The 21708-nt window shown below is 53.4% G+C and carries 17 protein-coding genes and 3 pseudogenes; 7 read left to right on the top strand and 13 right to left on the bottom strand.

The features are described 5' to 3' along the window. Nucleotides 1-226: 226 nt before the first annotated feature. Nucleotides 227-874 carry a hypothetical protein gene (locus tag HQN82_RS21995; protein ID WP_173615944.1) on the bottom strand — a complete coding sequence of 216 codons (648 nt, stop codon included), beginning with the start codon at nucleotides 872-874 and terminating at the stop codon, nucleotides 227-229. A 690-nt stretch (nucleotides 875-1564) separates the two neighbouring features. On the opposite strand from HQN82_RS21995, the gene HQN82_RS21990 reads away from it, so the two are divergent. The 5 genes and pseudogenes from HQN82_RS21990 (at nucleotide 1565) to HQN82_RS21970 (ending at nucleotide 4830) form a co-directional block, all read left to right on the top strand. Beyond that, entirely contained in the window at nucleotides 1565-1912 is a 348-nt protein-coding gene (locus HQN82_RS21990) for a transposase (protein WP_173615943.1), read from the top strand. Continuing rightward, nucleotides 1909-2253, top strand: coding sequence for an IS66 family insertion sequence element accessory protein TnpB (gene tnpB, locus HQN82_RS21985; RefSeq protein ID WP_115064650.1), 345 nt, complete (start codon nucleotides 1909-1911; stop codon nucleotides 2251-2253). The genes HQN82_RS21990 and tnpB overlap by 4 nt, the downstream gene beginning before the upstream one ends. Nucleotides 2254-2327: 74 nt before the next feature. Continuing rightward, nucleotides 2328-3917, top strand: a complete 1590-nt coding sequence (gene tnpC / locus HQN82_RS21980; protein ID WP_173615942.1) for an IS66 family transposase — start codon at nucleotides 2328-2330, stop codon at nucleotides 3915-3917. A gap of 76 nt (nucleotides 3918-3993) precedes the next feature. Beyond that, nucleotides 3994-4212 (top strand): annotated as a pseudogene (locus HQN82_RS21975) (ATP-dependent helicase); the annotation flags it as partial. A 129-nt stretch (nucleotides 4213-4341) separates the two neighbouring features. After that, nucleotides 4342-4830, top strand: a complete 489-nt coding sequence (locus tag HQN82_RS21970; RefSeq protein ID WP_234904891.1) for a MurR/RpiR family transcriptional regulator — start codon at nucleotides 4342-4344, stop codon at nucleotides 4828-4830. Nucleotides 4831-4837: 7 nt separating this feature from the next. Here HQN82_RS21970 and HQN82_RS21965 read toward each other — a convergent pair whose 3' ends face one another. The 9 genes and pseudogenes from HQN82_RS21965 to HQN82_RS21925 form a co-directional block, all read right to left on the bottom strand. Beyond that, nucleotides 4838-6142, bottom strand: a complete 1305-nt coding sequence (locus HQN82_RS21965) for a hypothetical protein (RefSeq protein ID WP_173615941.1) — start codon at nucleotides 6140-6142, stop codon at nucleotides 4838-4840. A 153-nt stretch (nucleotides 6143-6295) separates the two neighbouring features. Next, nucleotides 6296-7276, bottom strand: a complete 981-nt coding sequence (locus HQN82_RS21960) for an NAD-dependent epimerase/dehydratase family protein (RefSeq protein ID WP_234904890.1) — start codon at nucleotides 7274-7276, stop codon at nucleotides 6296-6298. 93 nt (nucleotides 7277-7369) lie between these two features. Further along, nucleotides 7370-8578 carry a glycosyltransferase gene (locus HQN82_RS21955; protein ID WP_173615940.1) on the bottom strand — a complete coding sequence of 403 codons (1209 nt, stop codon included), beginning with the start codon at nucleotides 8576-8578 and terminating at the stop codon, nucleotides 7370-7372. Next, nucleotides 8575-9846, bottom strand: a complete 1272-nt coding sequence (locus tag HQN82_RS21950; protein ID WP_173615939.1) for a glycosyltransferase — start codon at nucleotides 9844-9846, stop codon at nucleotides 8575-8577. The genes HQN82_RS21955 and HQN82_RS21950 overlap by 4 nt, the downstream gene beginning before the upstream one ends. 368 nt (nucleotides 9847-10214) lie before the next feature. After that, entirely contained in the window at nucleotides 10215-11645 is a 1431-nt protein-coding gene (locus HQN82_RS21945; protein ID WP_173615938.1) for a mannose-1-phosphate guanylyltransferase/mannose-6-phosphate isomerase, read from the bottom strand. Nucleotides 11646-11891: 246 nt separating this feature from the next. Beyond that, a pseudogene (locus HQN82_RS21940) lies at nucleotides 11892-12409 on the bottom strand (IS5 family transposase); the annotation flags it as partial. Nucleotides 12410-12442: 33 nt separating this feature from the next. Next, nucleotides 12443-13662 (bottom strand): IS3 family transposase gene (locus HQN82_RS21935; protein ID WP_173615937.1). Its coding sequence is split into 2 segments (ribosomal slippage): nucleotides 12443-13323 and nucleotides 13323-13662, totalling 1221 coding nucleotides; the frame shifts between segments, so codons are not numbered across the junction. A 72-nt stretch (nucleotides 13663-13734) separates the two neighbouring features. Beyond that, nucleotides 13735-13995: pseudogene (locus HQN82_RS21930) on the bottom strand (transposase); the annotation flags it as partial. A 34-nt stretch (nucleotides 13996-14029) separates the two neighbouring features. Further along, entirely contained in the window at nucleotides 14030-14542 is a 513-nt protein-coding gene (locus HQN82_RS21925) for a hypothetical protein (RefSeq protein ID WP_234904889.1), read from the bottom strand. 208 nt (nucleotides 14543-14750) lie between these two features. On the opposite strand from HQN82_RS21925, the gene HQN82_RS21920 reads away from it, so the two are divergent. Beyond that, entirely contained in the window at nucleotides 14751-15710 is a 960-nt protein-coding gene (locus HQN82_RS21920; RefSeq protein WP_173615936.1) for a polysaccharide pyruvyl transferase family protein, read from the top strand. Nucleotides 15711-15962: 252 nt separating this feature from the next. On the opposite strand, the gene HQN82_RS21915 is transcribed toward HQN82_RS21920, so the two are convergent. The 3 genes from HQN82_RS21915 to HQN82_RS21905 form a co-directional block, all read right to left on the bottom strand. Then, nucleotides 15963-17231, bottom strand: a complete 1269-nt coding sequence (locus HQN82_RS21915) for a glycosyltransferase family 4 protein (protein WP_173615935.1) — start codon at nucleotides 17229-17231, stop codon at nucleotides 15963-15965. A gap of 143 nt (nucleotides 17232-17374) precedes the next feature. Further along, entirely contained in the window at nucleotides 17375-19138 is a 1764-nt protein-coding gene (locus tag HQN82_RS21910; protein WP_173615934.1) for an ABC transporter ATP-binding protein, read from the bottom strand. A gap of 370 nt (nucleotides 19139-19508) precedes the next feature. After that, complete coding sequence (locus HQN82_RS21905; protein WP_173615933.1) at nucleotides 19509-20702, bottom strand: AGE family epimerase/isomerase; 1194 nt, start codon at nucleotides 20700-20702, stop codon at nucleotides 19509-19511. A gap of 192 nt (nucleotides 20703-20894) precedes the next feature. On the opposite strand from HQN82_RS21905, the gene HQN82_RS21900 reads away from it, so the two are divergent. Beyond that, on the top strand, nucleotides 20895-21680 hold the full coding sequence (locus HQN82_RS21900; protein ID WP_173616045.1) for a 2-keto-4-pentenoate hydratase: 786 nt from the start codon (nucleotides 20895-20897) through the stop codon (nucleotides 21678-21680). Nucleotides 21681-21708: the final 28 nt, after the last annotated feature.

Genomic DNA, 21708 nt, shown 5'->3' with positions numbered 1-21708 from the left:
AACGAATGCCACCAAGTTTTTACGTTTGACGGATATTTTCCGCTCGGTCAGGACTTCTGGCTTGCCCGCTTGGGCATAAAGTAAGTTCCGATATTGAGAGCATCACAGCCTTAAGGATTCGGTCAGACCCAGCTTTGTGCAGGGAAGCACCTGAGGTTTTTCTCAACCGCCTGTTCCAAAAAGGAAAAGCAGAAAGCCAGTATAAAAATCATTTCGCTTGTCAACATCATGCAAGCGGCACATCTTTTGACAGGTTGTCAAGAACGATACGAAGTTCCGGCCATGGGAATTCATCAGGCATGCCCTGCTGCTCTCCGGTGACGAGAATGGAATGCAGTTTTGCAACAGCTCCGGCAATCGATATTGCAGGTTGCGCCCACAGGGCTTTCGCCAGCTTCATTTCAAGGCGGTCGGACCTTATCTCGGCTTTCTGGGCGCGACTGTATCCCCAAGCCGTGTCCAAACGATCCCAAGCTTCCTGTCGCTCCCGAAGGGCAGCTATCGCCTGGGCTTTGATAACCTGAAGCTCGGGAGCGTCGCCATATATCTGTTCAATTTCCTCCTGACTGGAAGCAAAAACCGCCACCGCCCTCCCCGGCAATGCGATTTTGACCTGCGGGAATCCAACAGCAGCCACCATCCTGCTTTCAATGCCTTGTTGCAGCTTAGAAAGCCGCTGAGTTTCGTAATGTGCTGTCAGCCATTCCCGCCAAAGATCCATCACCTGATAATCCGCCTCTGCGTCAAGCGGAGTTTCCGCTCCCATTGCTTCATCAAGCGCGCTAGCTTGCAACGCCAGCAATGCTGCGGACGTGGAAAGCACTCTACGTCGTGTTACCATAGGCAAAGTTCTGCTATTCTCAGAATCACTCATGATCCGAGCTCCCTTCAGCTTGATTATGGTCAGTTCTTAAAACGCGCTTTTCGTATCATTGATACGATATCGAAAGCGCCCGCCTAATTCAACAGAAATCGTATCGTCGTTACGAAATGAACTCTATTCAATGTAAAATGGCTCGCGCAGCTTTGGGATGGGGAACAAGAGATTTGGCGAAAGAGGCCCAAATATCTCCTGATACGGTGGCGCGTTTGGAACGAGGAGAGACCTTAAAATCCTCCACAATCAATGCCGTGCGCGCTACTTTCGAAGCTTCCGGCATCGAGTTCATAGAAGAAACCGGGGCGAAGGGAGTGGGCGTTAGGCTCGCAAGACCTCAGAGCAAATAAACAAGGATCAACCGCATTCAGCAGTAATTGTCGTTATCCGACTTGTTGGGTAGTCGCGATCTGAAAAGATCGGCAATCAAATGATTGATTGTGGTGTGCTTCGCGCAGAACCCGCGTGACCGGGTCGCCGGCTTCCGGTTGCAGCAGATGCGTCCGGCATCAGACCGAAGAAAGTCGGCAATATTTTCGATATGATTGCGACAGCCGCAGAACCACCGTAAGCGGCAAGGAGACCCCATCTGGCTGGTCTGCTGCTGAGTAAGGTATTTCGGGCATACGAGTTCTTTGAATGTGAGGATCTATGTCTAGACCTGCGGCTAGCCTTGGGTTGATGCGAATGATCGAGGCGGTGCCCGATCGCCTTGACGGGTCGCCGCGACAGTTGCGGCGGTTCTGGTCCGACGAATTCAAGACCACAGCGGTTGAGCAGGCCTGTCAGCCCGGTGTGAACATGTCGGCAGTGGCGCGGCAGATCGGTATCTTGCCGTCTCAACTCTACCGCTGGCGTAGAGAACTGTTGGGCAGTGATGAGTCTGGACTAGCAGCACCAGTTGATCCGCAGAGCGTCGCACCTGACCCCGACCCCGTCGTCGAAATCGACATTGACGGTATCGTCGTGCGGGTCGGCCGGCATGTTGAAGAAGCGCATCTGCAGCGTGTCATCCGAGCGGTTCGCTCAGCATGATCCCCGCAGGTGTAAAGGTCTTCCTGGCCAGCCATCCCATCGACTTCCGCAAAGGGCCGGACAGCCTGCTGTCGCTGGTGCGGGATGCTGGCAGTGATCCGTTCAACGGCTCGCTTTATGTCTTCCGGGCCAAACGGGCCGACCGGATCAAGATCGTCTGGTGGGATGGATCCGGGGTTTGCCTTTACGCCAAGCGGCTGGAGAAGGCGCAGTTTTGCTGGCCGCGGATAGGCCACAACCGAGTCCAGCTCAACCATACCCAACTCATGGCGCTCGTTGACGGCATGGACTGGAAACGGGTGCGTTCGGTGGCGGTGAAGCCGCCGGAGATTGTTGGGTAAATGCCTGCGGCAAAGTGAATCAACCGCCTGAAAAGGGCAGGAAAACCGGAGCAAAATATGCTCTAGTAGACGTCATGACGCCGCCCGATCTGCAGCTCCCGGATGATATAGAGACCCTGAAAGCTATGGTCCTTGCCATGGCCGAGAAGGCAGCGCGCACCGATGCTCTTGAGAGCGAGGTCGCAGACCTGAAAGCCAGAAACGCCGATGCTGATGAACGCATCGAACGACTGACCCAGATCCTGAAAGCCTTTGATCGTGCCCGCTTTGGCCGGCGATCAGAAAAGCTCGGCTCTGCAGGCATCGATGATGAGCAGCAGGCCTTTGTCTTCGAGGAAATCGAGACCGGCATCGCTGCGATCCGAGCCCAGGTCAACAAGGGTGCCGCCCATACCGAAAAGCGTCCGCCGAGACCGCGCAAGGGCTTTGCTCCTCATCTGGAGCGGGTCGAAGTGGTGATCGAGCCGGATGAACTGCCCGAACACGTCGGCAAACAGAAGGTGCTGATCGGGGAAGACGTCTCGGAGCGACTTGACGTCGTGCCGGCGAAGTTCCGCGTCATCGTCACACGCCGACCGAAGTATGCCTTCAAAAATGAAGACGGCGTCATTCAGGCCGCCGCACCCGCGCACATTATCGAGGCGGGCATTCCGACGGAAGCGCTTCTCGCCCAAATCGCCGTCTCGAAGTATGCCGATGGCCTTCCGCTCTATCGGCAGGAGGCAATCTATGCCCGCGACAAGGTCGAGCTTGACCGGAAGCTGATGGCTCAATGGATGGGTAAGCTCGGCTTTGAACTTGATATCCTGGCCGACTACATCCTCGCCGAGATCAAGAAGGCTGAGCGTATCTTCGCTGACGAGACGACGTTGCCCACACTCGCGCCCGGATCCGGATCGGCCAAGACGGCCTGGCTTTGGGCTTATGCCCGCGATGACAGACCCTTCGGTGGCAGTAGCCCGCCGATGGTTGCCTATCGCTTCGAAGATAGCCGTGCTGGCGATCGGGTCGCCCGGCATCTGAATGGCTATCGCGGTATTCTGCAGGTTGACGGACATGGTGCCTATAACAAGCTTGCCAGATCTGACGGAGGCAATGACGGCGTGATGCTGGCCTACTGCTGGTCCCATAGCAGGCGCAAGTTCTACGAGCTCCACGCCTCAGACAGCTCCAAGATCGCCACCGAGACGGTGGAACTGATGGCGAAGCTCTGGCAGGTGGAAGAAACGGCTCGCGGGCAAAGCCCTGACGCCCGTGTCGCCGCGCGCCAGGCGACATCTGCTGCGGTTGTCACGGAGATCTTCGCCCTCTGGCAGAAGACCCTACCGCGGATCTCTGGCAAGTCGAAGCTGGCCGAGGCGATCCGCTATGCCACCTCGCGTCGCTCCATCTTCGAGCGCTTTCTCACCGACGGCCGCATCGAGCTCGATAACAACATAGTCGAGCGTGCAATCCGGCCCCAGACAATTACCAGAAAGAATAGCCTCTTCGCCGGCAGCGATGGCGGTGGAAGGACTTGGGCAACAATCGCCACGCTCCTTCAAACAGCGAAAATGAACAATGTCGATCCGCAGGCCTGGCTCACCCAAACACTCGAGCGCATAGCCAATGGTTGGCCCAGCAGCGATCTCGATGCACTCATGCCCTGGAATTACACGCGCTGAACGGTCTCAGCTTGCCGCTTACGAACCACCGCTTGCCCTTGCCGAAATTCCGCCGCCAAAGACTGGCGATGGACTGGACAGCCTGTTGCTGATCACGCCGCAACGATTTTTCACCGGCAGGCAGAACCAGCAGGGCGACCAGCATGTTTACGCCGCAAGAACCCGCATACCGTCGACATTGCTGCAATTCTTCGAAACGGCAACCTGGCCACTGGTGTCGGCTGCCGCTTCCCAGCACAGCGCGCAGCAGATCCGCATCGATGTGGGCGCGCGGATGCGGGCCATGTGGAAATAAATAGCGGGGCGTTCACCATGCTCTCATTCGCGATTATTTTCCGGTCGACGCCGTTGTTAGAACTTCACGCTAGCCGTGAGGCTGACAGTGAAGGGCTCCCCTACGGCATTGGCATAGCTGGTGGAGCCGATGGACGAGGTGTCGCTCCTCTCCCAAGCGCGCGGCATCGGCGTGCTCGGCATCGGCGCCTTCGGCATCATCGCCACCTATGCCGCAAGGCTATTCCAGCGCTCGGGCGTCCATTCCTATGCGTTCAACGCCACCGGCATCGCGCTTGCAGAGCAGTTGCTCGAGCTTGAAAACGGCCACGTCCTCATCATGCTCCTGCACGGCCGCGCCCACCGCGAAGCCCAGACCGCCATAGCCAAGGCGAGCCGCCTCGACATCCCGATCATCATGCTGCTCGGCCAGGAAGACAGCGTGCTGAAAAAAACCGCCAACGCCAGCCTCTTCCTGCCCCGCGCCAAAAACGAAGGCGTGGCGCTCCACGCCCCCACCTTCATCGCCATGGAAACCATGACCCTTGCCCTCTCCGCCGCCTCCCCTGAGCGGAGCCTTGAGACGCTGGAGCGGCTGGTGGAGCTGAGGACGTCGATCAGGCCGCATAAGCGCGTGTGATTAAAATTCAGACCTTAACTATCTCTATGTCATAGAGAGTAAATGAGGGGGGTGAATCAATGAAAACACGCGTTTCAAAAGCATCCCCATTCGCCATTTCCGCATGCACGCTATATTTTACAACGGATATGACATCATCCGTTCCCATAATCGCGGTACTCACGAGTTGCTCGGCATGATTGGGAATACAACGGCAAAAATCTGCCTGCCCGCACACGACATCAGGGCTTGACGTGCTCTTATATCTTATTTTGACCTCATATGTACCCGTCTCAAGTGGCAGGTAAGGACCAACGCAAATATAACCCTTCTGTTGTTTCGCTTCCCGACCACCATAGGGAACGATGGTGGTTTCGACAGCAGACTGCAGGTCGCAAGCAAACATCCTCTTGACTGTAACCTCGCCACCGCCATGCATCTCAACTTGTGCGGTTGGCGCATGATGCGAATTATCGAGAATGTTTACGGGAACTATTATCTCAATAAATTTTTGTGCGTAAAACCAATCCCTTTCAGAGCCGCAAATCGAAAGATAAAGATTGTTATCGGGTCCCTTAAACAAGGAAGTCGGATCAATAATGCCATATCCTCTTCGAACAAGCGGCAAAAAGCTCTCATCTTGAGAAACGCTCAATTCGTTGGCCCCATTTAACGACCAAAAAAACGGATAGTGTTGATATGGCGCTATCGTCGAATGGCCGAATCCTACCGTATGCTCTCCAAATTTCAGCGCATTGGAGCCGCCTCGCTGCACGGCGAATCCATCATGCCTAGCCTTCGCATTCCACGGAATGTCTTTGTAATAGGCAACATTTCCTTGAGCCGTTTTGGGATCTATATTCAGGGTAACAAGGGGATCGAAGCCATGGACGACGCCTATATGCGTCCCATTGCAATAGGGAGCCCAGTTCTTTCCATAGTTGAAGAACGGAGTGGTAATATCAACAGGCTTCAGCTCACTTCGAGAAACACTATAGAGATAGTATTCCCTCTCCGTCTTCAGGGAACCTCGATAGAGGATGATCAAATCTCCATCGAACACCAGCACGCGGGGATCATTTCCCGACCCCACTTTCCAGGATTCAATCTGAGTTAATCCGCCCTCGTCCTCCTCCCAGCAGGACAAAATTATATCACTAACGTAACTCGACGTGTCAGTCGGCCATTTATCCGGATCGAAAATTTCATGCTGCCGATGTGCAGACCAGTATTTTCCACTCCAAAAAGCAAAAGAAAAGAAACAGTCGACAATCCCGCCCGTTTTGACTTCACTACATCTCTCGAAACCAGAATCCGTTCGATCAAAACGCAAGACGTCCTCCCCCGATTTTGGCAATGAAAAGCTGACTATTTCGTTGAAATTGAGCTCAACCTCATCTTATCGAATGCGATTGGCGAACTTCACAATAACGACCTCCCCTGTAGGGGGAGGCCAAAATCGCTATCAAGCGGTGCTACGCCGACTTTAGCTGTTCTTGCGAATCTGCTGCTCGATCCAGGCGTAAGTCTTCTCAAGACCAGCGGTCAGCCCGGCAGTAGGACGCCATCCGAGTTTCTCTTGAATCAGGCGATTGTCGGAATTTCTTCCACGCACGCCGGTCGGACCTGCAATGTGATTTTTGTGCAGCTTCTTACCTGCGATATCAGAAACGATGTCGACCAGCTGATTGATCGTCACCATTTCGTCAGAGCCGATATTGACCGGGCCTTCAAACGAGGGAGAGCGGGTCAGTCTGACGGTACCTTCAACACACTCGTCAATGTAAAGGAACGAGCGGGTTTGATTGCCATCACCCCAGATTTCAATTTCACCGTTATTGGCGGCAAGCGCTACTTTCCGACATACTGCGGCGGGAGCCTTTTCCTTTCCGCCCTGCCACGTGCCCTCAGGGCCGAAAATATTATGGTAGCGCGCTACGCGGTTCGCCATGCCGAAGTTGCGGTTGTATGCTAGATACAAGCGCTCGGAGAAAAGCTTTTCCCAGCCATACTCCGAATCGGGAGCAGCGGGGTAAGCCGATTCTTCGCTACAATTCGGATTATCCGGGTCTTCCTGATTATATGCGGGATACATACAGGCAGACGACGAATAGAAGATTTTTTTGATGTTCCGCTTTCTGGCTACATCGGCAATGTTAAGGTTAATTGTCGCCGAGTTATGCATGATGTCGGCATCATGTTCGCCGGTAAAAATATAACCTGCGCCACCCATATCGGCAGCGAGCTGATAAACTTCATCGAAACGCCTATCAACAATTGAACCGCAGAGGTCTTGGTTCCGAAGATCCCCAACTACAAAATCGTCGGCCTCGGTTTCGGTAAAGTCCGGGAATTTCAGATCCACGCCTCTGACCCAAAATCCCTCACGCTTCAGCCGCTTCACCAGGTGGCTCCCTATAAAGCCACCCGCTCCGCAAACCAGAGCTGTCTTCATTGCACTTGCCATATCTACCTCTGCTTTATGCTTGTTTGACTACACCCAGCATCGATTCCTGAGTGTCCTTGTTATTAAAACCACCAAAAGTCAAGCGATTCGGCTTTACCTGCCCCGCCGCCTTCTACGTCGTTTTTTTCGCTCAGCAAGTCGAACGAGAACCCCCGTCAGCATTCCCCGACGCAAAGATTCCTTGGCGAGATCCCCGAAAGAAAGCGTTGACGCCTCCGCTCCCGTCATCCCTCTCCGGCGCAATTTCTTTAGCTGCCTGATGAACTTGGAGAACCTTCTCGAGGCAAATTTCACCGCATACAGGTATTTGTCGGCGAGAGCGGTTTCTTTCTCCCTCAAATCGGGCCTTGGCGTACTTTTGACGAGAAACCGAATGTCATTCACGCTGGAGTTCCAGCGCTCTACGCCTTTCAGGTAGTTCTCTCTCGCATTGTGCGCGACTTTTGCGGCATTCACCTCAATTAGCGCCTTACCGGCTGCATTTTTCCGAATAATATCGTCATAGTTCAGGAGAACGCCGTTCACACCATCTATGATATATTCGTTCGCCGTTGGCTCATTATGCGCGACCACGAGCATTCCCCGCGCCAGAGCTTCGATCATTGACAGACCAATCCCCTCGCTGAAACGAGGGCAGATATAGACGTTGGAGCGGGCCAGCGCTTCCTTGTAACTCTGGGCGTCGTCGGTGAAGTAGGAAACGCTATCGCAACCGACTGGCTCCCAATCATCCGCCTGCTCCGTATCCGGCGCATTGTGAACATGCAGCGTTGAATCAAGGTCCGCCAACGCTTTTTCGCGCGACTGCAGTCGCGAGGAAAGCTCTTGCGCAAAAGCATAGGTCAGGCCCTGTTCCGGCCGTCTCTGCCAGAAGAACAAGCGGAGCCCTTCCTCAAATTTAGCCTGCGGCACAGGAACGTGTTTCACATTATAATACTGGAAGTAAAAACTCTCGATCCCAAGCGACGTAAGCCTAAGATGTAGCGCCTTGGAAAAGCTGATAAACCGAGCCTGCTTCATCCCTATCCAATATATATCGGGAGCGTTCGCCACCCCGTCATACATTGGAAGACATACGACGCGTATCCCTCTCATCAAAAAATAAGGTGCGCAAAATTCGGTCTGCCAGCAGACCACTAAGTCATATGCCTTGTCAGCAATCGATTTGATCAGATCGCGGCTATCCGTTTCCGCATAATAAAGATCGACTTCGAAGTCTTTCCGAAGAATATCGACAAAAAAATCGCTTGAGCGTGTTTTACGGTGGAATGGATGATCTATAAAAGCTATATTTTTCTTCATCTTGCCAGCCCACGAATAGTAGCGTTCAGCCCTGCGTCGAAGTCCTTTTCGTACAGGGAACGCGCATCGGCAACCATTGTGCGAACCGTATCCTCGTCGAGCTGGGCCAACTGAACCACTTTCTCCGAGAACTCTCGATCGCTGTCAGCCAGAAATCCGTTACCGTAGCGTTTTACGAGATCAGACATTCCCAGACCGGCGCTGCACACAAATAGGCGACCGATCGCCATTCCCTCCTGATAAACAGCAGAACCACGCAGAGCATAGGTATCGGAATCATAAGGCATGATAATTATATCGGCTCTCGAATACATTTCATCGATTTCCACCTGCGCCATTCTCGCAGGGTGCAAATCAAGCACATCCACAGACCGAAGCATATCCGAATATCTTGCCCGAAAATACTTATCGCTATCGCGCATATTCTGAACTTCGAATGTATATTTACCTTCGCCCTGCAGCTTTATGATGCCTCTTATTATAGAATACAACCTCAAAAAGCCCTTATCCGCCCTTCCCTGGCCGGGGGAGGATATATTTTTAACCGCGCCCCATTTTATGGGCTGCAGCGGCAACGCAAAGGGGTAAGGAAGATATTCGACGTGACTGCCCAGAATCTTTGAGGTAAATTCAGCATAAGTAATAGTCTCGGCAGAGAGCGAAATGGACATACCATCAGCCTGAGCCCTGCGAATAGCATCAAAGAATGTCGCACGCCCGAGTCCGCCGCTATACGTCGTACCCTCCGTAACGCCGATTAACCGGATGCCTATGCCGGGTCGCTCGTCGTCGCGAAACTCCTTCATATACTCCAAAAGCGAAACGACCCCGTAGTGCTCGGCACTCGGGAAAAAAATAACGTCGTCCTTTGTTATTTTATATTTGCGAAAGATCGACCGCCAGTCCTTCAGCGTCCGCCTTTTTGTATATTCAAAGCCGAGATATCTCTCAGAGACCGCATTTAGCAGGAATCGAACCCGCATTCCCAGGCTGGAGCCACCACGCGTCTTTGCTTTACTCGAGGAGCCGCCACCTGCCGGCTTTTTTACTGGAGGTTTTTGCGTGATCCCCGAATAAGGGAAATACAATACTCTTTCAACGAGCGAAGATTGTTCCGCGTAATCAGGAAGGTGTTGTGTTGCCAGACATATAGCCTCATCATAAAAGGGCTCCATGGCTGCCTTGAAAAGCACCAGCGCATTAAGGTTATGGCCGAAGGGAAGAACACACATGTGATCGACCAGGAATATGCGTTTTCTATTCGTCATTAACCTCTGCTCGCTCTCTCGATCCGGTGACGTCTATCACAACTTGTAACAGTATCGATAGGCTATAAAATCATTGCCGAATAATTTCCACAGCCCGACAAAGCCTGGAAATACTGGCCCGCCCCAAGGCATTTTCGTTTATGTGACTAAGACAATCGTACATTGAGTAAAAAACTTGGCTCCCCATGCCAAGCTCCGAGGAGCCCGAATAGGTTACGGGAATGCCCAGTCATCGGCAGGACGTCAAGCGATAAGTTTGTTGTCGCAGTCTTGTCTAAGCACATAGCTGCCTTCGCGACCGGAATCGACGCCGTCGCGAGCTAGATGCGCTGGAGGCGACCGAAGAGCTGCGGCCTGAAGGTTCAAGGTCAACTTCTCTTGTAGTCATCCTCGATGCGGACGAGATCATCCTCGCCGATATAGGCTCCGGTCTGGATTTCGACCAGTTCGAGCGGGATCTGCCCCTCATTGGCAAGACGGTGCGGCTGGCCGATCGGGATATAGACCGACTGGTTTTCCGTCAGCAGCCGGGTCTCGTCACCAATCGTCACGGTGGCCGTTCCCTTGACGATGATCCAGTGTTCCGAGCGGTGGTAGTGCTTCTGGAACGAGATGCGGTGGCCCGGATCGACGGTAATGTGACCGACCCGATAACGCTCGTCCACATACATGTGCTCGATGTAACCCCAAGGCCGGTAAACGCGCTTGTGGGTCTGCGTCTGTGGCGCATGTTCGCTGTCCTTCAGCGTCTCCACCAGACCCTTCACGTCCTGCACCCGGTTCTTCGGCACCACCAGAACCGCATCCTTGGTGGCCACCACCACCATGTCCTTCGCGCCCACCACCGTCGTCAGCAACTGCGTCGAATGGATGAGGCAGCCTTCGGAATCGATGAAGACGCCGTTGCCTTCCAGCGCATTGTCATTGCTGTGTTTGTCGGCGATCTCCCAGATCGCGTCCCAGCTGCCGATATCCGACCAGCGGAAATGGCCGTGCACGACAGCCATGCGCCTGGTCTTCTCAATCACGGCATAGTCGATGGAATTCTTGGGCGAGGCTTCGAAGCTTTCCTGATGCAGACGCACGAAACCGAGGTCGCTTTCATATTGCTCGACGGACTGCGTTACCGCGGCCAGAATTTCCGGCGCAAAGGCCTCCAGTTCGGCAATCATCACGTCGGAGCGGAACAGGAAGTTTCCGGAATTCCAGAGATAGCCTTTTTCGAGATAGGAGATCGCCGTCTTCATGTCAGGCTTCTCCACGAAGGCCTCGACCTTGCTCAGATCCTTTTCACCATCGATCGCCTCGCCCGGCTTGATGTAACCATAGGAGGTGCGCGGCTCCGTCGGCACCAGGCCGAAGACGACGATATTGCCCTGATCGGCAGCTTTGGCGCCGAGTTTCACGGCATCGGAAAACTTGTCGGCATCGAGCACCACATGGTCGGCAGCAAGCGCCAGAACCAGGCATCCGGGTTCGCGGCGCTCGGCCAGCACGGCGGCGGCGGCCATGGCGGCGGCGCTGTCGCGGCGGGCGGGCTCAAGCACCACGGTGGCCGGCAGATCGATCTCCTCCGCCTGACGGCGGGCAAAAAAACGGAAATCCTCGTTGGTGATGACAAGTGGCTCGGAATAAAGCGTTTCGTCACCCACCCGCTGCAGGGTCTGCTGATAGGTCGAAAGATTGCCGACCAGCGGCTGAAACTGCTTGGGCAACTGATCGCGCGAGACGGGCCAAAGTCGGGAGCCAGCACCACCGGCCAGAAGAACCGGCGTGATCTTTCGAACCATTGCTGTCATTACTATACCTTTCGGAAATCTCAATTCGCTCCTCTTTATAGAACAAGGAGCCACGCTTCAAATGTTAGAACAACCTGTCCACAATGGACCCACAATGGGCCCACATTGGAAGTTGACAACGCCCTAAACTGATGACGCGGAGATCTTTGCGTCCAAGCTCCCACTGCAACCACACCGGGTTGCAATCTCATCGCCCCCAATATCAAAGCCTCCTTTTTCGGTTCTGTGAGACAAGAGGCTTAAAATCTAGGTCCTGTTGACAAAGTATGGCAACCATATCTTCGCGGCGGCCAGAGCGAGGAATGCTGAGAAGGATTTGCGGGTTTTGTCGTATCGGGTCGCCACGCGGCGGAACTGCTTGAGACGGTTGAACATCCGTTCGATATGGTTTCGATTCTTGTAGGCTCGGAAGTCGCAGGCAGGCGGGTTCGTCCGGTTGGCCTTCGGCGGAATGACCGGCCTGATCCCATGGGTCAGCAATTCCTCGCGCAGGAAATTGCCGTCATATCCTTTGTCGGCAAGAAACAACCTCGGTTTACCGACCGGTATTGCCAGTAAATCAGGAACGGCACTGTAATCAGAAGCCTCTCCGCCGGTCAGGATGAAGCCGAGAGGGCGTCCTTGACCGTCTGCACGGGCGTGGATTTTCGTCGTAAAGCCACCGCGTGATCGACCAAAAGCCTCCTTATAAGTCCCCCTTTAGCGCCCGCTGCCTGCGAATGGCCGCGAACCGTTGTACTGTCGATCATATGCTGCCAGTCGTCGGTCTGGAGTTGCCCCTTAAAAACCGGACAGGATCAGGTTTCTGTTTGACGGTTTAAGAACTCACGAGGCGAGCAATACCCCAATGCCTTGTGCGGGTGAAGGGTGTTGTAGTGTTCGAACCATGAGGGGAGTTGCGCGATAACGGTTATGGCGTCCGGCAAGGGATTCACCGAGACGTAATCGCGCTTGAAGGTTTTGACGAAGGCTTCGGCCATTCCGTTGGATTGGGGGCTTCGGACGGGCGTCGAACACGGCTCCATGCCGATGTCGATAAGTAGCGACCTGGTGTCCTTTGCGATGAAGCAGGAGCCGTTGTCCGTCAGCCATTCGATTGGCTTTGGAAGGGTATTGATGAGACCAAAGCGGTTCTCAACAGCCGTGATGACAAGGTCCTGGACGTCCTCGCTTTTGATGCCCTCGGTGGTCGCGACATGGGCAATTGCCTCGCGATCACAGCAATCGAGAGCGAAGGCAACGCGGACCTTCTCCTTGTTGTCACAGCCGATTTCAAACCCGTCTGAACACCAACGCAGATTGGATTGCTCGACGGCGACGCGGCCATCGTGGCGACGGGTGTCGATTGCACCCGTATGGCGCTGAAGAAGCATGCCGTGAACCTTCATCACCCGGTAGACGCGTTTGGCATTTGGCCATGGACGGTTTTCGCTGCGGGCTTTACGGCGCAGGATCGCATGGACCCGGCGATATCCGTAGGTCGGCATGTCATCGATGATCGTCTTGATCTCATCCATCAATTCCTGATCAGCCAGCGGCGGCCGCCCTCGGGCTCTGGAAGGACGTTGCTTCACACGTTCCGCAATGTTGGATCGGGCGATACCAAGGGTCTCGCACACCGCCGTCATCGTGAACCGTCCTTCGGCAACGAGAGCGAGCGCAACAGGTGTTTTTTTGACCCTGATGCTATTTCAAGCGCTTCTTTGAGGATTTCGCCTTCCATCGTCTTTTTGCCGAGTAGGCGCTGCAGCTCTTTCACCTGGTTCTGAAGCGCTCTGTATTCGGATGCCGGCACGACCTCTTCCTGCGATGCCGTCGCCGTCAGCGCACCTTGCGCCGCCAATTTACGCCAGGCGAACAACTGGTTCGGCTGAATGCCATGCCGTCGAGCAACGATGCTGACCGTGACGTCAGGCTCATAGGTCTCCTGGACTATCGCCAGCTTCTCCGCTGTCGACCAGCGACGGCGGCGCTCTGGGCCCGACAACACTTCTATCTTAGGGATGTGACTAGTCATAATGGGCACATTACTCCTCACACTTAACAAGTGGGAGATCGCGTCCAGATATTTATGGGGCCACTACACGGTCAGCCCCAACTCGACCAGCGTCTCTAACAGAGCGTCCCATATGCCTTGTTCAGCCCATCGGCGGAAACGAACATAAATCGAATTCCATTTACCGTATCGCTCATGCATATCGCGCCATGGACAGCCAACGCGCAGGACGTGAAGCATCCCGTTCAAAAAGCGGCGGTTGTCATGCGATAGGCGAGACTTGCGGCCCCGCTCTCTCGGCAGCAGCGGTTCAACTATCCGCCATTCTGCATCACTCAAATCGCCTCGTTCCAAAACCGCCTCCTAAAAGGTAGTGTTGAATCACGCTTCAAGCGATTTTGGAATCGGGGTCAATTGCAGCTGATGAGCTTTTCGCGTCCAAAGTCTCCCAAATCTCGCCATCGCGAACCTCAATCCAGGCGGATTTCTGATGCTCAGGGCAACGGTCAAATATGGTCCAGCCAGGCTGGCCGTCTGCGGTCATAAACGAAGCTATATAAAGCCCGCCTGCAAATTCAATCGAGAGCTCTGGAAGTCGTCCGAATAACGATACATTTCGAACGTCACGACCGATAAGCGACCGAAAAGTCTCTTCCCAACCGTCTTCGTCGCTCCAACTTCCGCACACAATCGAGTTTTCATTCTCAATCCGCCAACTCCACTCGATCATGACTGTGAAGTCGCCCTGTGAATTTCCGGGAGTACCGTCGCGTCTCACTTGGGGTGATAAGCGGCCAAACTCCAAGAAAATTGCCGAGCCATGGCCACGCCAAACCGCCGACAACGGCTTTGTCAAAAGCGCAGATCGATACTTATCGAAAACTTCCAGAGGCGTTGGCAACGTATCCCTCCAAACCCATAACGGATGGAACGTCCCGATGATCGAGAACTTCGTCAACAGGACCTAGGAGATATTCAAACTTCTGACACAACCAAATTTCTCCCGCGAACGCCAGAAAGGCAATTAATCAGGGGGGATATTTAAGAGGTGGTACCCCTCATTTTTTCGCTCGATATAGGACGAAAAATAACATGGACTGAAATAGAATATGGAAAATCAAAAAATTGCGTTTATAGGGGCGTTCGGAGTTGGAAACCGAGGGGATGATTATTTAGCATTGGCTTTTTCAAAGATTTATCAACCTGTTATGCAGATTGGTTTTTCTCCAATGCCTTTCCTTGATGGAGCGGAGTTTGTTTCTTTCCAACAGGCAGTGGAGCAGCACTATGCCAACTTCAAAGTCATAATATGTGGCGGCAGCTTCATATGGTCAGTGGAGCAACTCGACTGTCTGATAAAAATTGCGACTCGCATAAAAATGACGTTTGGATCTATTGAGGCGAGATGTGTTCATGTGGACAGCGATGTTGCTCTCAAGAATTCCGAGCAATTCATCGAATTTACGAAACATCTAGATCTATTAACGGTTAGAGACTCTCAGTCCCAAAAACTCTGTCGTGAGCTTGGAATTACGCCAGGCATCGAAAACGATAAGCTCGCAACCTTCATTTTGGACAAATACAGCAAAAACGCTCCCGTATCGGACATCCGTAGAATAGGATTTAACTTCCACAATTTTGGGGAATACAGCTTAGAGTGGTACTATGAGTTTCTCGCAACCGTAAATCATTTTGCTCCGGAAGCACTGACTTTAAACTATGTCGTCCAGTGTCGACATCTATCGCACCCAGCCTCGAATGAGGCGATGATTGCTGAGTATCTATTCAGCAAGTTTGGGGGTAACATCGATATTGTCGATGGGGGTACATCGCTGGACAGCTTGATTGACGCCTACCGTGCCAATGACATCTTCATTTCAAATCGAACCCACGGCATTCTGATAGCTGACGCCTTGGGCATTACCACAATAACGGCCGGTGTAAACGATGAAAAAGCCTTGGGCATAGCCAGAGACCTCGAGACACCTATTTATCATATGAAGGAAAACCCCAGAACGGCAGGAGCTCGACTTGCCAAAACGATCTGGCCAGATCTACTCGCCTTGTAGTTAGATTGACCCAGGATTTGCAGAGGCCTTCTGTCCCCAGCCTGAAGTAAGAAGGCCCTTCCGGCCGGCGCGTTTCGGCATCCCTCCGGCGGGTCTTCCTCTTTGCTAAGCGTCGCAGTGACTCGACGACAGCCACGCGAGCGAGCGAAGAGGGAGTTTGTCGACATTAGCGAAAATAACTATATCAAAACAGCTTCCGACACACCCGTTGGTGTGGCGCTATTCTTCACCCACTAAAAACATTCGAACATCTCATACGGTACGGGCCGCCTGAAGTATTTCAATTGCGACATCACGCCATTTCCGCATGTTAGGTTTCTGCTGAGCGATCTTCGCGGTCAAAGCGTGGTATTTTTCAGGGTCCGTCCATAGGTCCTTGATTATCTCGGCCAATTCGGTGGGCCGATCCGGATCGAAATACAAGCCCAGGTCACCGCCCGCTTCACGCAATGCTGGTACATCGGCCGCCATTGCCGGAACACCACACCAAAGTGCTTCACTGACTGGCAATCCCCAACCTTCCATTCTGCTGGGTAAAACTAATGCAAAAGCGTTTCGATAAAGACGCTCCAGCTCCGCTTGATTTGGATCGAAGATAAAGTGAATTTTTCCCTGCAAGGGGGCAAAGCGTTCCTCTTTGATAAATTTTTCCACGCGTTTACGACGCGCGCCGGCCAGAATCAAATCCGGGCCATTCAATCCGCTTTCATGCAGATTCAGCATGGCCTCCACCACGCATTCAAGGTTCTTCCGTCCGTTATACGCACCGACGCACAATAGATACCGGGACAGAGATGTAGTCTTCTCGACAGGCTCGGAGGTTGATCGCAGTTCATGGCAGAGCGGAACTGCGATAACTTTTTCAGCCGGTGGCAAGGTACCTCTTTGCGAAAAGTGCCGAACTTCCGACGCCGTGAATTCAGAATTCGTCAATATGAGTGAAGCAGCACTCATCACAACACGGTTGTCATGAAGAAAATTCTTCGGAAATGAAAACTGGTTGCGGTGGCTGAAATTGTGCAAAGGAATCATATCATGAAGAAGCGGCACAAATTTCAGCTGAACTCTCTCATTTTGAAGCGCTAAAAGATAATCGGAGATGATCTTGGGTCTACCGAGAGCAACCAATATCTGCCCCTGAAGATCAATCTCTTTTACCGCGCCGGCTCCAATGGTCGCCCATCGTTTGGCGTTAATAAAATCAGCCCACTTGTGCGCAAGCTTGTAAGCCCAGCCTTTCAGGAAATTGTTCTTGTTATAATTATTTTGACGTAAGCGCAAAGGCGTTGCGGAATCGGGAATATTGGGATCAAGCACGCCCGTGGACGATTGCTCTCCAACACGAGGAAACACCTCAAAAAACCGGCGATGAAGAGGAGAATAGATCACATAGCGAATATTTTTATCAATGAGACTTAATTCGTACGCGACCTCCATAACAGTTCGCGCAATGCCATAATATTTAAATTTAATCTTTGAGTTCAAAAACAACTCTGAAAGATCAAAAAACACATCAGCCATACTGCGTTACTCACAATTCTCGCAAACCAACGACGTTATCAAAATCGGCCGGCTACCATGCAACCCGAATGCGGCAAACCAACCGGGAAAGGCACGAGAGCAGACTCTCGCGCATTTTTCCAGTTAGCTTTGCTGACTAATGGCTAGGCGACATCGGTTTCAAACTGGATGCTGTGGAGGCGTTTATACAGTCCCTCATTGGCAAGCAGTTCACGCCGACTACCCTGTTCGACAATCTGGCCCTTGTCCATGACGACGATCTTGTCCGCACGATTGATCGTGGACAGTCTGTGAGCAATAACGATGGATGTCTTGTTTTGGGTCAGGCGCTCAAGCGCGTCGCGCACCAGAGCCTCAGATTCCGAATCCAGCGCGCTCGTCGCCTCATCAAGTATCAGGATGTCAGCATCACGGAGCATCGCACGCGCTATGGCCACACGCTGCCTCTGGCCGCCGGACAATCCGGAACCGTTCTCGCCGAGAACCGTGTCATATCCTCCGGGCATGCTCATGATAAAATCATGAGCATTTGCGGCCTTGGCAGCGGCAATAATCTCTTCTTCACTCGCATCATCACGGCCGACCGAAATATTGTGTCGAATTGTTCCTGAGAATAGGAAAGTCTCCTGCCCGACATAGGACATATGTTCACGCAGGCTCGCGAAGGAAACGTCGCGCAAATCTACTCCGTTCACGACGATGGCGCCGGTCTGCGGATCGTAAAGACGCATGATAAGATTAATGATGGTAGATTTGCCGCTGCCGGAAGGGCCGACCAACGCAGTCATCTTGCCTCCCTCGAAGACAACGTCAACGTCGCTCAAAACAGGCTGGCCTGAAATATATTCGAAACTTACATTCTTCAGCTCGACATCGCCGCTTGTTTTGGGAAGAGCCACAGGGTCTTTCTTCTCGGTCAGCGTGAGCGGAGCATCCAAAACTTCAAACATCATGCGAACGCCGATCATTCCACCTTCGATCGTAACACGCATGCGGGCGAGGCGTTTCGCAGGCTCATAGGCCAATAGAAGGGCTGTGATGAAAGACATCAGGTCGCCAGGCGACCCTCCCTTTTCAAGCACGGTATAGCCTGACACTGCAATCACAACGGCAATCGCAATACCGGATAGTGTCTCCATTATCGGGCTTGTCGCAGCTTCAAGCTTCGCGATGCCGTTTGACCGTTGCTCTACATCCGAGACGGCTTTGTTCATGCGCTTTTGCATCAACTTCTCAAGAGAAAACGCCTTGATGACGCGAACGCCTACGCTCGTCTCCTGAACGACGTTAATAATCTCGCCGATCGATGCCAATTCAGCTTCCATGATCTTGCGAACACGCTTCAGGACCATTCGCACGCCAAAGATAGCCGCCGGCCCAACGATCATCGATATCGCGCTCAGAAGAAAATTCTGAGCAAACATCACGACAATCAAACCAAGAAGAGAAAAAAGATCGCGTACGAAAGATGTAACAATTGTGTCGATTACGTTTCGAGCAGCTTGCGCATTATAGGTTACGCGGACAAGCAACTCTGACGACGGCATATTCTGAAAAAAGGACACTCCTTGCTTCAAAAGTCGATCGTAAATCTTGCGCTGTTGCTCAGAGACAATGCTATTGCCAGCTTTACTGAGATAATAACTTTGTACAAACGTTGCCAAGCCTTTAATAATGAAAATCGCGGCAACAGCGAATGCGATTTCCAAAACAACGTCGAAACCGCGTTTTAGATATACGCTATTAACAATATCGCGCATGATCCACGCGCTAAGCGACGTCGTAAGAGCGACAACAAGCATGGCAGCGATTGAAACGATGTACCATCTGGCATGTTTCTTAAAATTTTCCCTGAAAAGCCGATGCAACAGTTTATTGTCGTTCGGCGAGAGAAAAGATATGATCACGGAGATTTCCTTATTTAAACCGAAAGTACCCGACTTGATAAGTTGACGACGACTTCATCATCTTACGCAGCAGCGAAACCATTCACGATTGATTTCGACTATAACAGTCGATGCAGCACCTTGTGTCGCCGCCCAATATCGCCTCATCGAAATTTCGAAAGCGCAATAATGTACGTCAACGCCTCTTTCTCGCGATGGAAATAGTACCAGCAATGAAGAGTGTCAACCATCGACACATCACCCGGAGCGCCTGTACCTGCTCGCATTGAGGCTGCGCATGCAAGCCGCTTATCGAGCATGGACGAAGCCGAACAACAGACATAAGACACTGTAAACCCGAAATAAAATCATCCGCTTCCAGTCATTTTCTCTATATTGGCGATTTAATTTCGTTCAGCACCGCCTCGGCCTCATAGATGGCGCAGACGATGTGATAAAACGTGCTTGCCGGCGCCGGTTCGTCGAGCATCGGCCGGTCCGCCGGCCATTTGTCGAACCACAGGCCCTTGACCGGCGTGTCGAGGAAAGGCTGCAGCGCGCCGATGGCGCTCAGACCACAGGCAAGGTAACGCTGCCGCTCCTCACCATCAGTCACACTGGCAAGCCGCACCGCCGCCTTCAGCCATTCCGTCTGCGGCCATAGTCGCGCAAGCCCGTCACGCATCGAAAAATCGTCGTAAAGGCTCATCACCGCAACCTTGCGGCGCGGGCAGATACCGTGCTGTTCCCCGATCTCGAACAGGCGCTTTGCCTTCCTGATCGCTTCTTCGTTTCCACGCAGGCTGCCCCAGCGCACCAGAAGCCAGGCCCATTCGAACTGGTGGCCCGGCTCCATGATCCGGCCCTTCTCCCCCTCGTAAGGTGTCCAGTCATGGTCGAAGAATTCGCGCAGGCCGCCATTGCCGCCATCGATGAAGCGAGAAAGTGCGAGGCCGGCAATCTCGTCCGCCAGCGCCGACCACGGGCCGTCACGATCCTGTTCTTCCCAGGCCAGCATCGCTTCGAAAAGATGCATATGCGGATTGGAGCAAAGCGGTGCGCGCGGCGGGTTCGCCTCCTCGAAGCCAGCGATGGGGTGTCTGTAGTCGCGCTCGAGAATGGCAAGGATTTCGAGCGCGCGGCTGCGCATCTCATTCCTCCGCTCGGGAAGGATCGCAGCTGTCTGCGCTGCGGCGAAAAGCGCAAAAGCCTGGTTGTAGAGATCGAAGGAGGGGTCGATCAGTTTTCCGGTCTGGTCGGCCAGATTGCCGTAAAGACCGTTTTCAAGGCGATAGACCTTCTCGAACCAGGAAAGCCCGTGCAACACGGCGTCTTTCCAGGGTCCGTGCCAGCCATGCTGGCCGGCGGCGGCATAACAATAAGCCTGGCGCGGCTGGACGCGGGCGCGGCGGTCATCGGAAAAAACCGGTTTCGCATCCTGACCGAGACGCTCGTAAAAGCCGCCATCCGGCTGGGCTGACCCCGCCTCCCACCATAATGGCAGGGCGTCCTCATCCAGCCATTTGCGTAATGTTCCGATCTCCTCGGCAAGTGTCTGCGCGATACTCGGAAATTGCACGGTCATGCGGTAACTCTCTCTTCGGGTGTATCCGTGGCACCCATACGACAAGAAAGACTGAAAACAAAGGCTAAAAACCGTCGTTTTGCAGCAGATCACTATCCCTCAGTCCAAGCGCGGTCATCTGCGCGAACTGCTGGCGAACAGCTACAGATCGTGCCACCATTAGCGACGCAGACCGAAGGGACATATCAGACAATGACGTTAATCGAAGAACTAGCACGGCACTTCGCAGAAGCAGTTCATGAAGGCGCGAGGATTCCTCTGGCAGAGCTTGAAGCGGAGAGTCTCGTTCCCGGCACCCTTTCAGAGGCCATGGCGGTTCAGCGGGCTTTTGCTGAACACTGGGCAAAGCCGGTCGCCGGCTGGAAACTGGCGATCCGGCCGGATGGTGAGGCTGTTGGGGCGCCGATTTTCAATTGTTTTAGGGTTGACGACGCCAATCTCGCTTCTTTTCCTGAAGATGGCACCGAAGGTGTCGAAGTCGAGATTTGCTTCACGCTTTCCGCCGACATCCCTGCTTCAACCGCTGGGCGGATGACAAGGGCCGATCTGATGGGATTTATCGACAAGGTTCATCTTGGCGCTGAACTTCTCCGCTACAGGCTGGTGGATAAAAACCAGGTGCCGTTTCCGCTCTTTCTGGCGGATCGGCTCGCCAACCACGGCTTCGTCATCGGCCCGGAACTGGACGAAGGCATCGTGGAGGTCTTTACCGGGAACGGCGAGAACCTGCTGCAGCTCACCGTTACAGAGGGAACGGTGTCGCTGTTCGATGCCAAGGTCAAGCATCCGAATGGTGATCCGCTTGCGCCGCTTGTCGCCTTCGCCAATTCGGCATTCAACACCGGCGACATGCTGAAGGCTGGCAATGTCGTGACGACGGGTAGCCTTTGCGGTGCGATACCAACCGGACTTGCTGGCGACACGCGCGTAAGGCTGGAATCGGCTGGTGCTTTCACACTCTCAGGTCCGAAACGATAGCCTTCGCTCCTCAGGCTGCTACCGTTTT

Source organism: Agrobacterium pusense (genome assembly GCF_013285525.1).
GTDB classification, from domain to species: domain Bacteria; phylum Pseudomonadota; class Alphaproteobacteria; order Rhizobiales; family Rhizobiaceae; genus Agrobacterium; species Agrobacterium pusense.
This window is presented reverse-complemented; position numbering and strand designations above follow the sequence as displayed.

Excerpts from the sequence above, each read along its gene's own strand:
- HQN82_RS21995 (WP_173615944.1), bottom strand. The coding sequence starts at position 874 with ATGAGTGATTCTGAGAATAGCAGAACTTTGCCTATGGTAACACGACGT.
- HQN82_RS21990 (WP_173615943.1), top strand. The coding sequence starts at position 1,565 with ATGATCGAGGCGGTGCCCGATCGCCTTGACGGGTCGCCGCGACAGTTG.
- tnpB (WP_115064650.1), top strand. The coding sequence starts at position 1,909 with ATGATCCCCGCAGGTGTAAAGGTCTTCCTGGCCAGCCATCCCATCGAC.
- tnpC (WP_173615942.1), top strand. The coding sequence starts at position 2,328 with ATGACGCCGCCCGATCTGCAGCTCCCGGATGATATAGAGACCCTGAAA.
- HQN82_RS21970 (WP_234904891.1), top strand. The coding sequence starts at position 4,342 with ATGGACGAGGTGTCGCTCCTCTCCCAAGCGCGCGGCATCGGCGTGCTC.
- HQN82_RS21960 (WP_234904890.1), bottom strand. The coding sequence starts at position 7,276 with ATGGCAAGTGCAATGAAGACAGCTCTGGTTTGCGGAGCGGGTGGCTTT.
- HQN82_RS21955 (WP_173615940.1), bottom strand. The coding sequence starts at position 8,578 with ATGAAGAAAAATATAGCTTTTATAGATCATCCATTCCACCGTAAAACA.
- HQN82_RS21950 (WP_173615939.1), bottom strand. The coding sequence starts at position 9,846 with ATGACGAATAGAAAACGCATATTCCTGGTCGATCACATGTGTGTTCTT.
- HQN82_RS21945 (WP_173615938.1), bottom strand. The coding sequence starts at position 11,645 with ATGACAGCAATGGTTCGAAAGATCACGCCGGTTCTTCTGGCCGGTGGT.
- HQN82_RS21920 (WP_173615936.1), top strand. The coding sequence starts at position 14,751 with ATGGAAAATCAAAAAATTGCGTTTATAGGGGCGTTCGGAGTTGGAAAC.
- HQN82_RS21915 (WP_173615935.1), bottom strand. The coding sequence starts at position 17,231 with ATGGCTGATGTGTTTTTTGATCTTTCAGAGTTGTTTTTGAACTCAAAG.
- HQN82_RS21905 (WP_173615933.1), bottom strand. The coding sequence starts at position 20,702 with ATGACCGTGCAATTTCCGAGTATCGCGCAGACACTTGCCGAGGAGATC.
- HQN82_RS21900 (WP_173616045.1), top strand. The coding sequence starts at position 20,895 with ATGACGTTAATCGAAGAACTAGCACGGCACTTCGCAGAAGCAGTTCAT.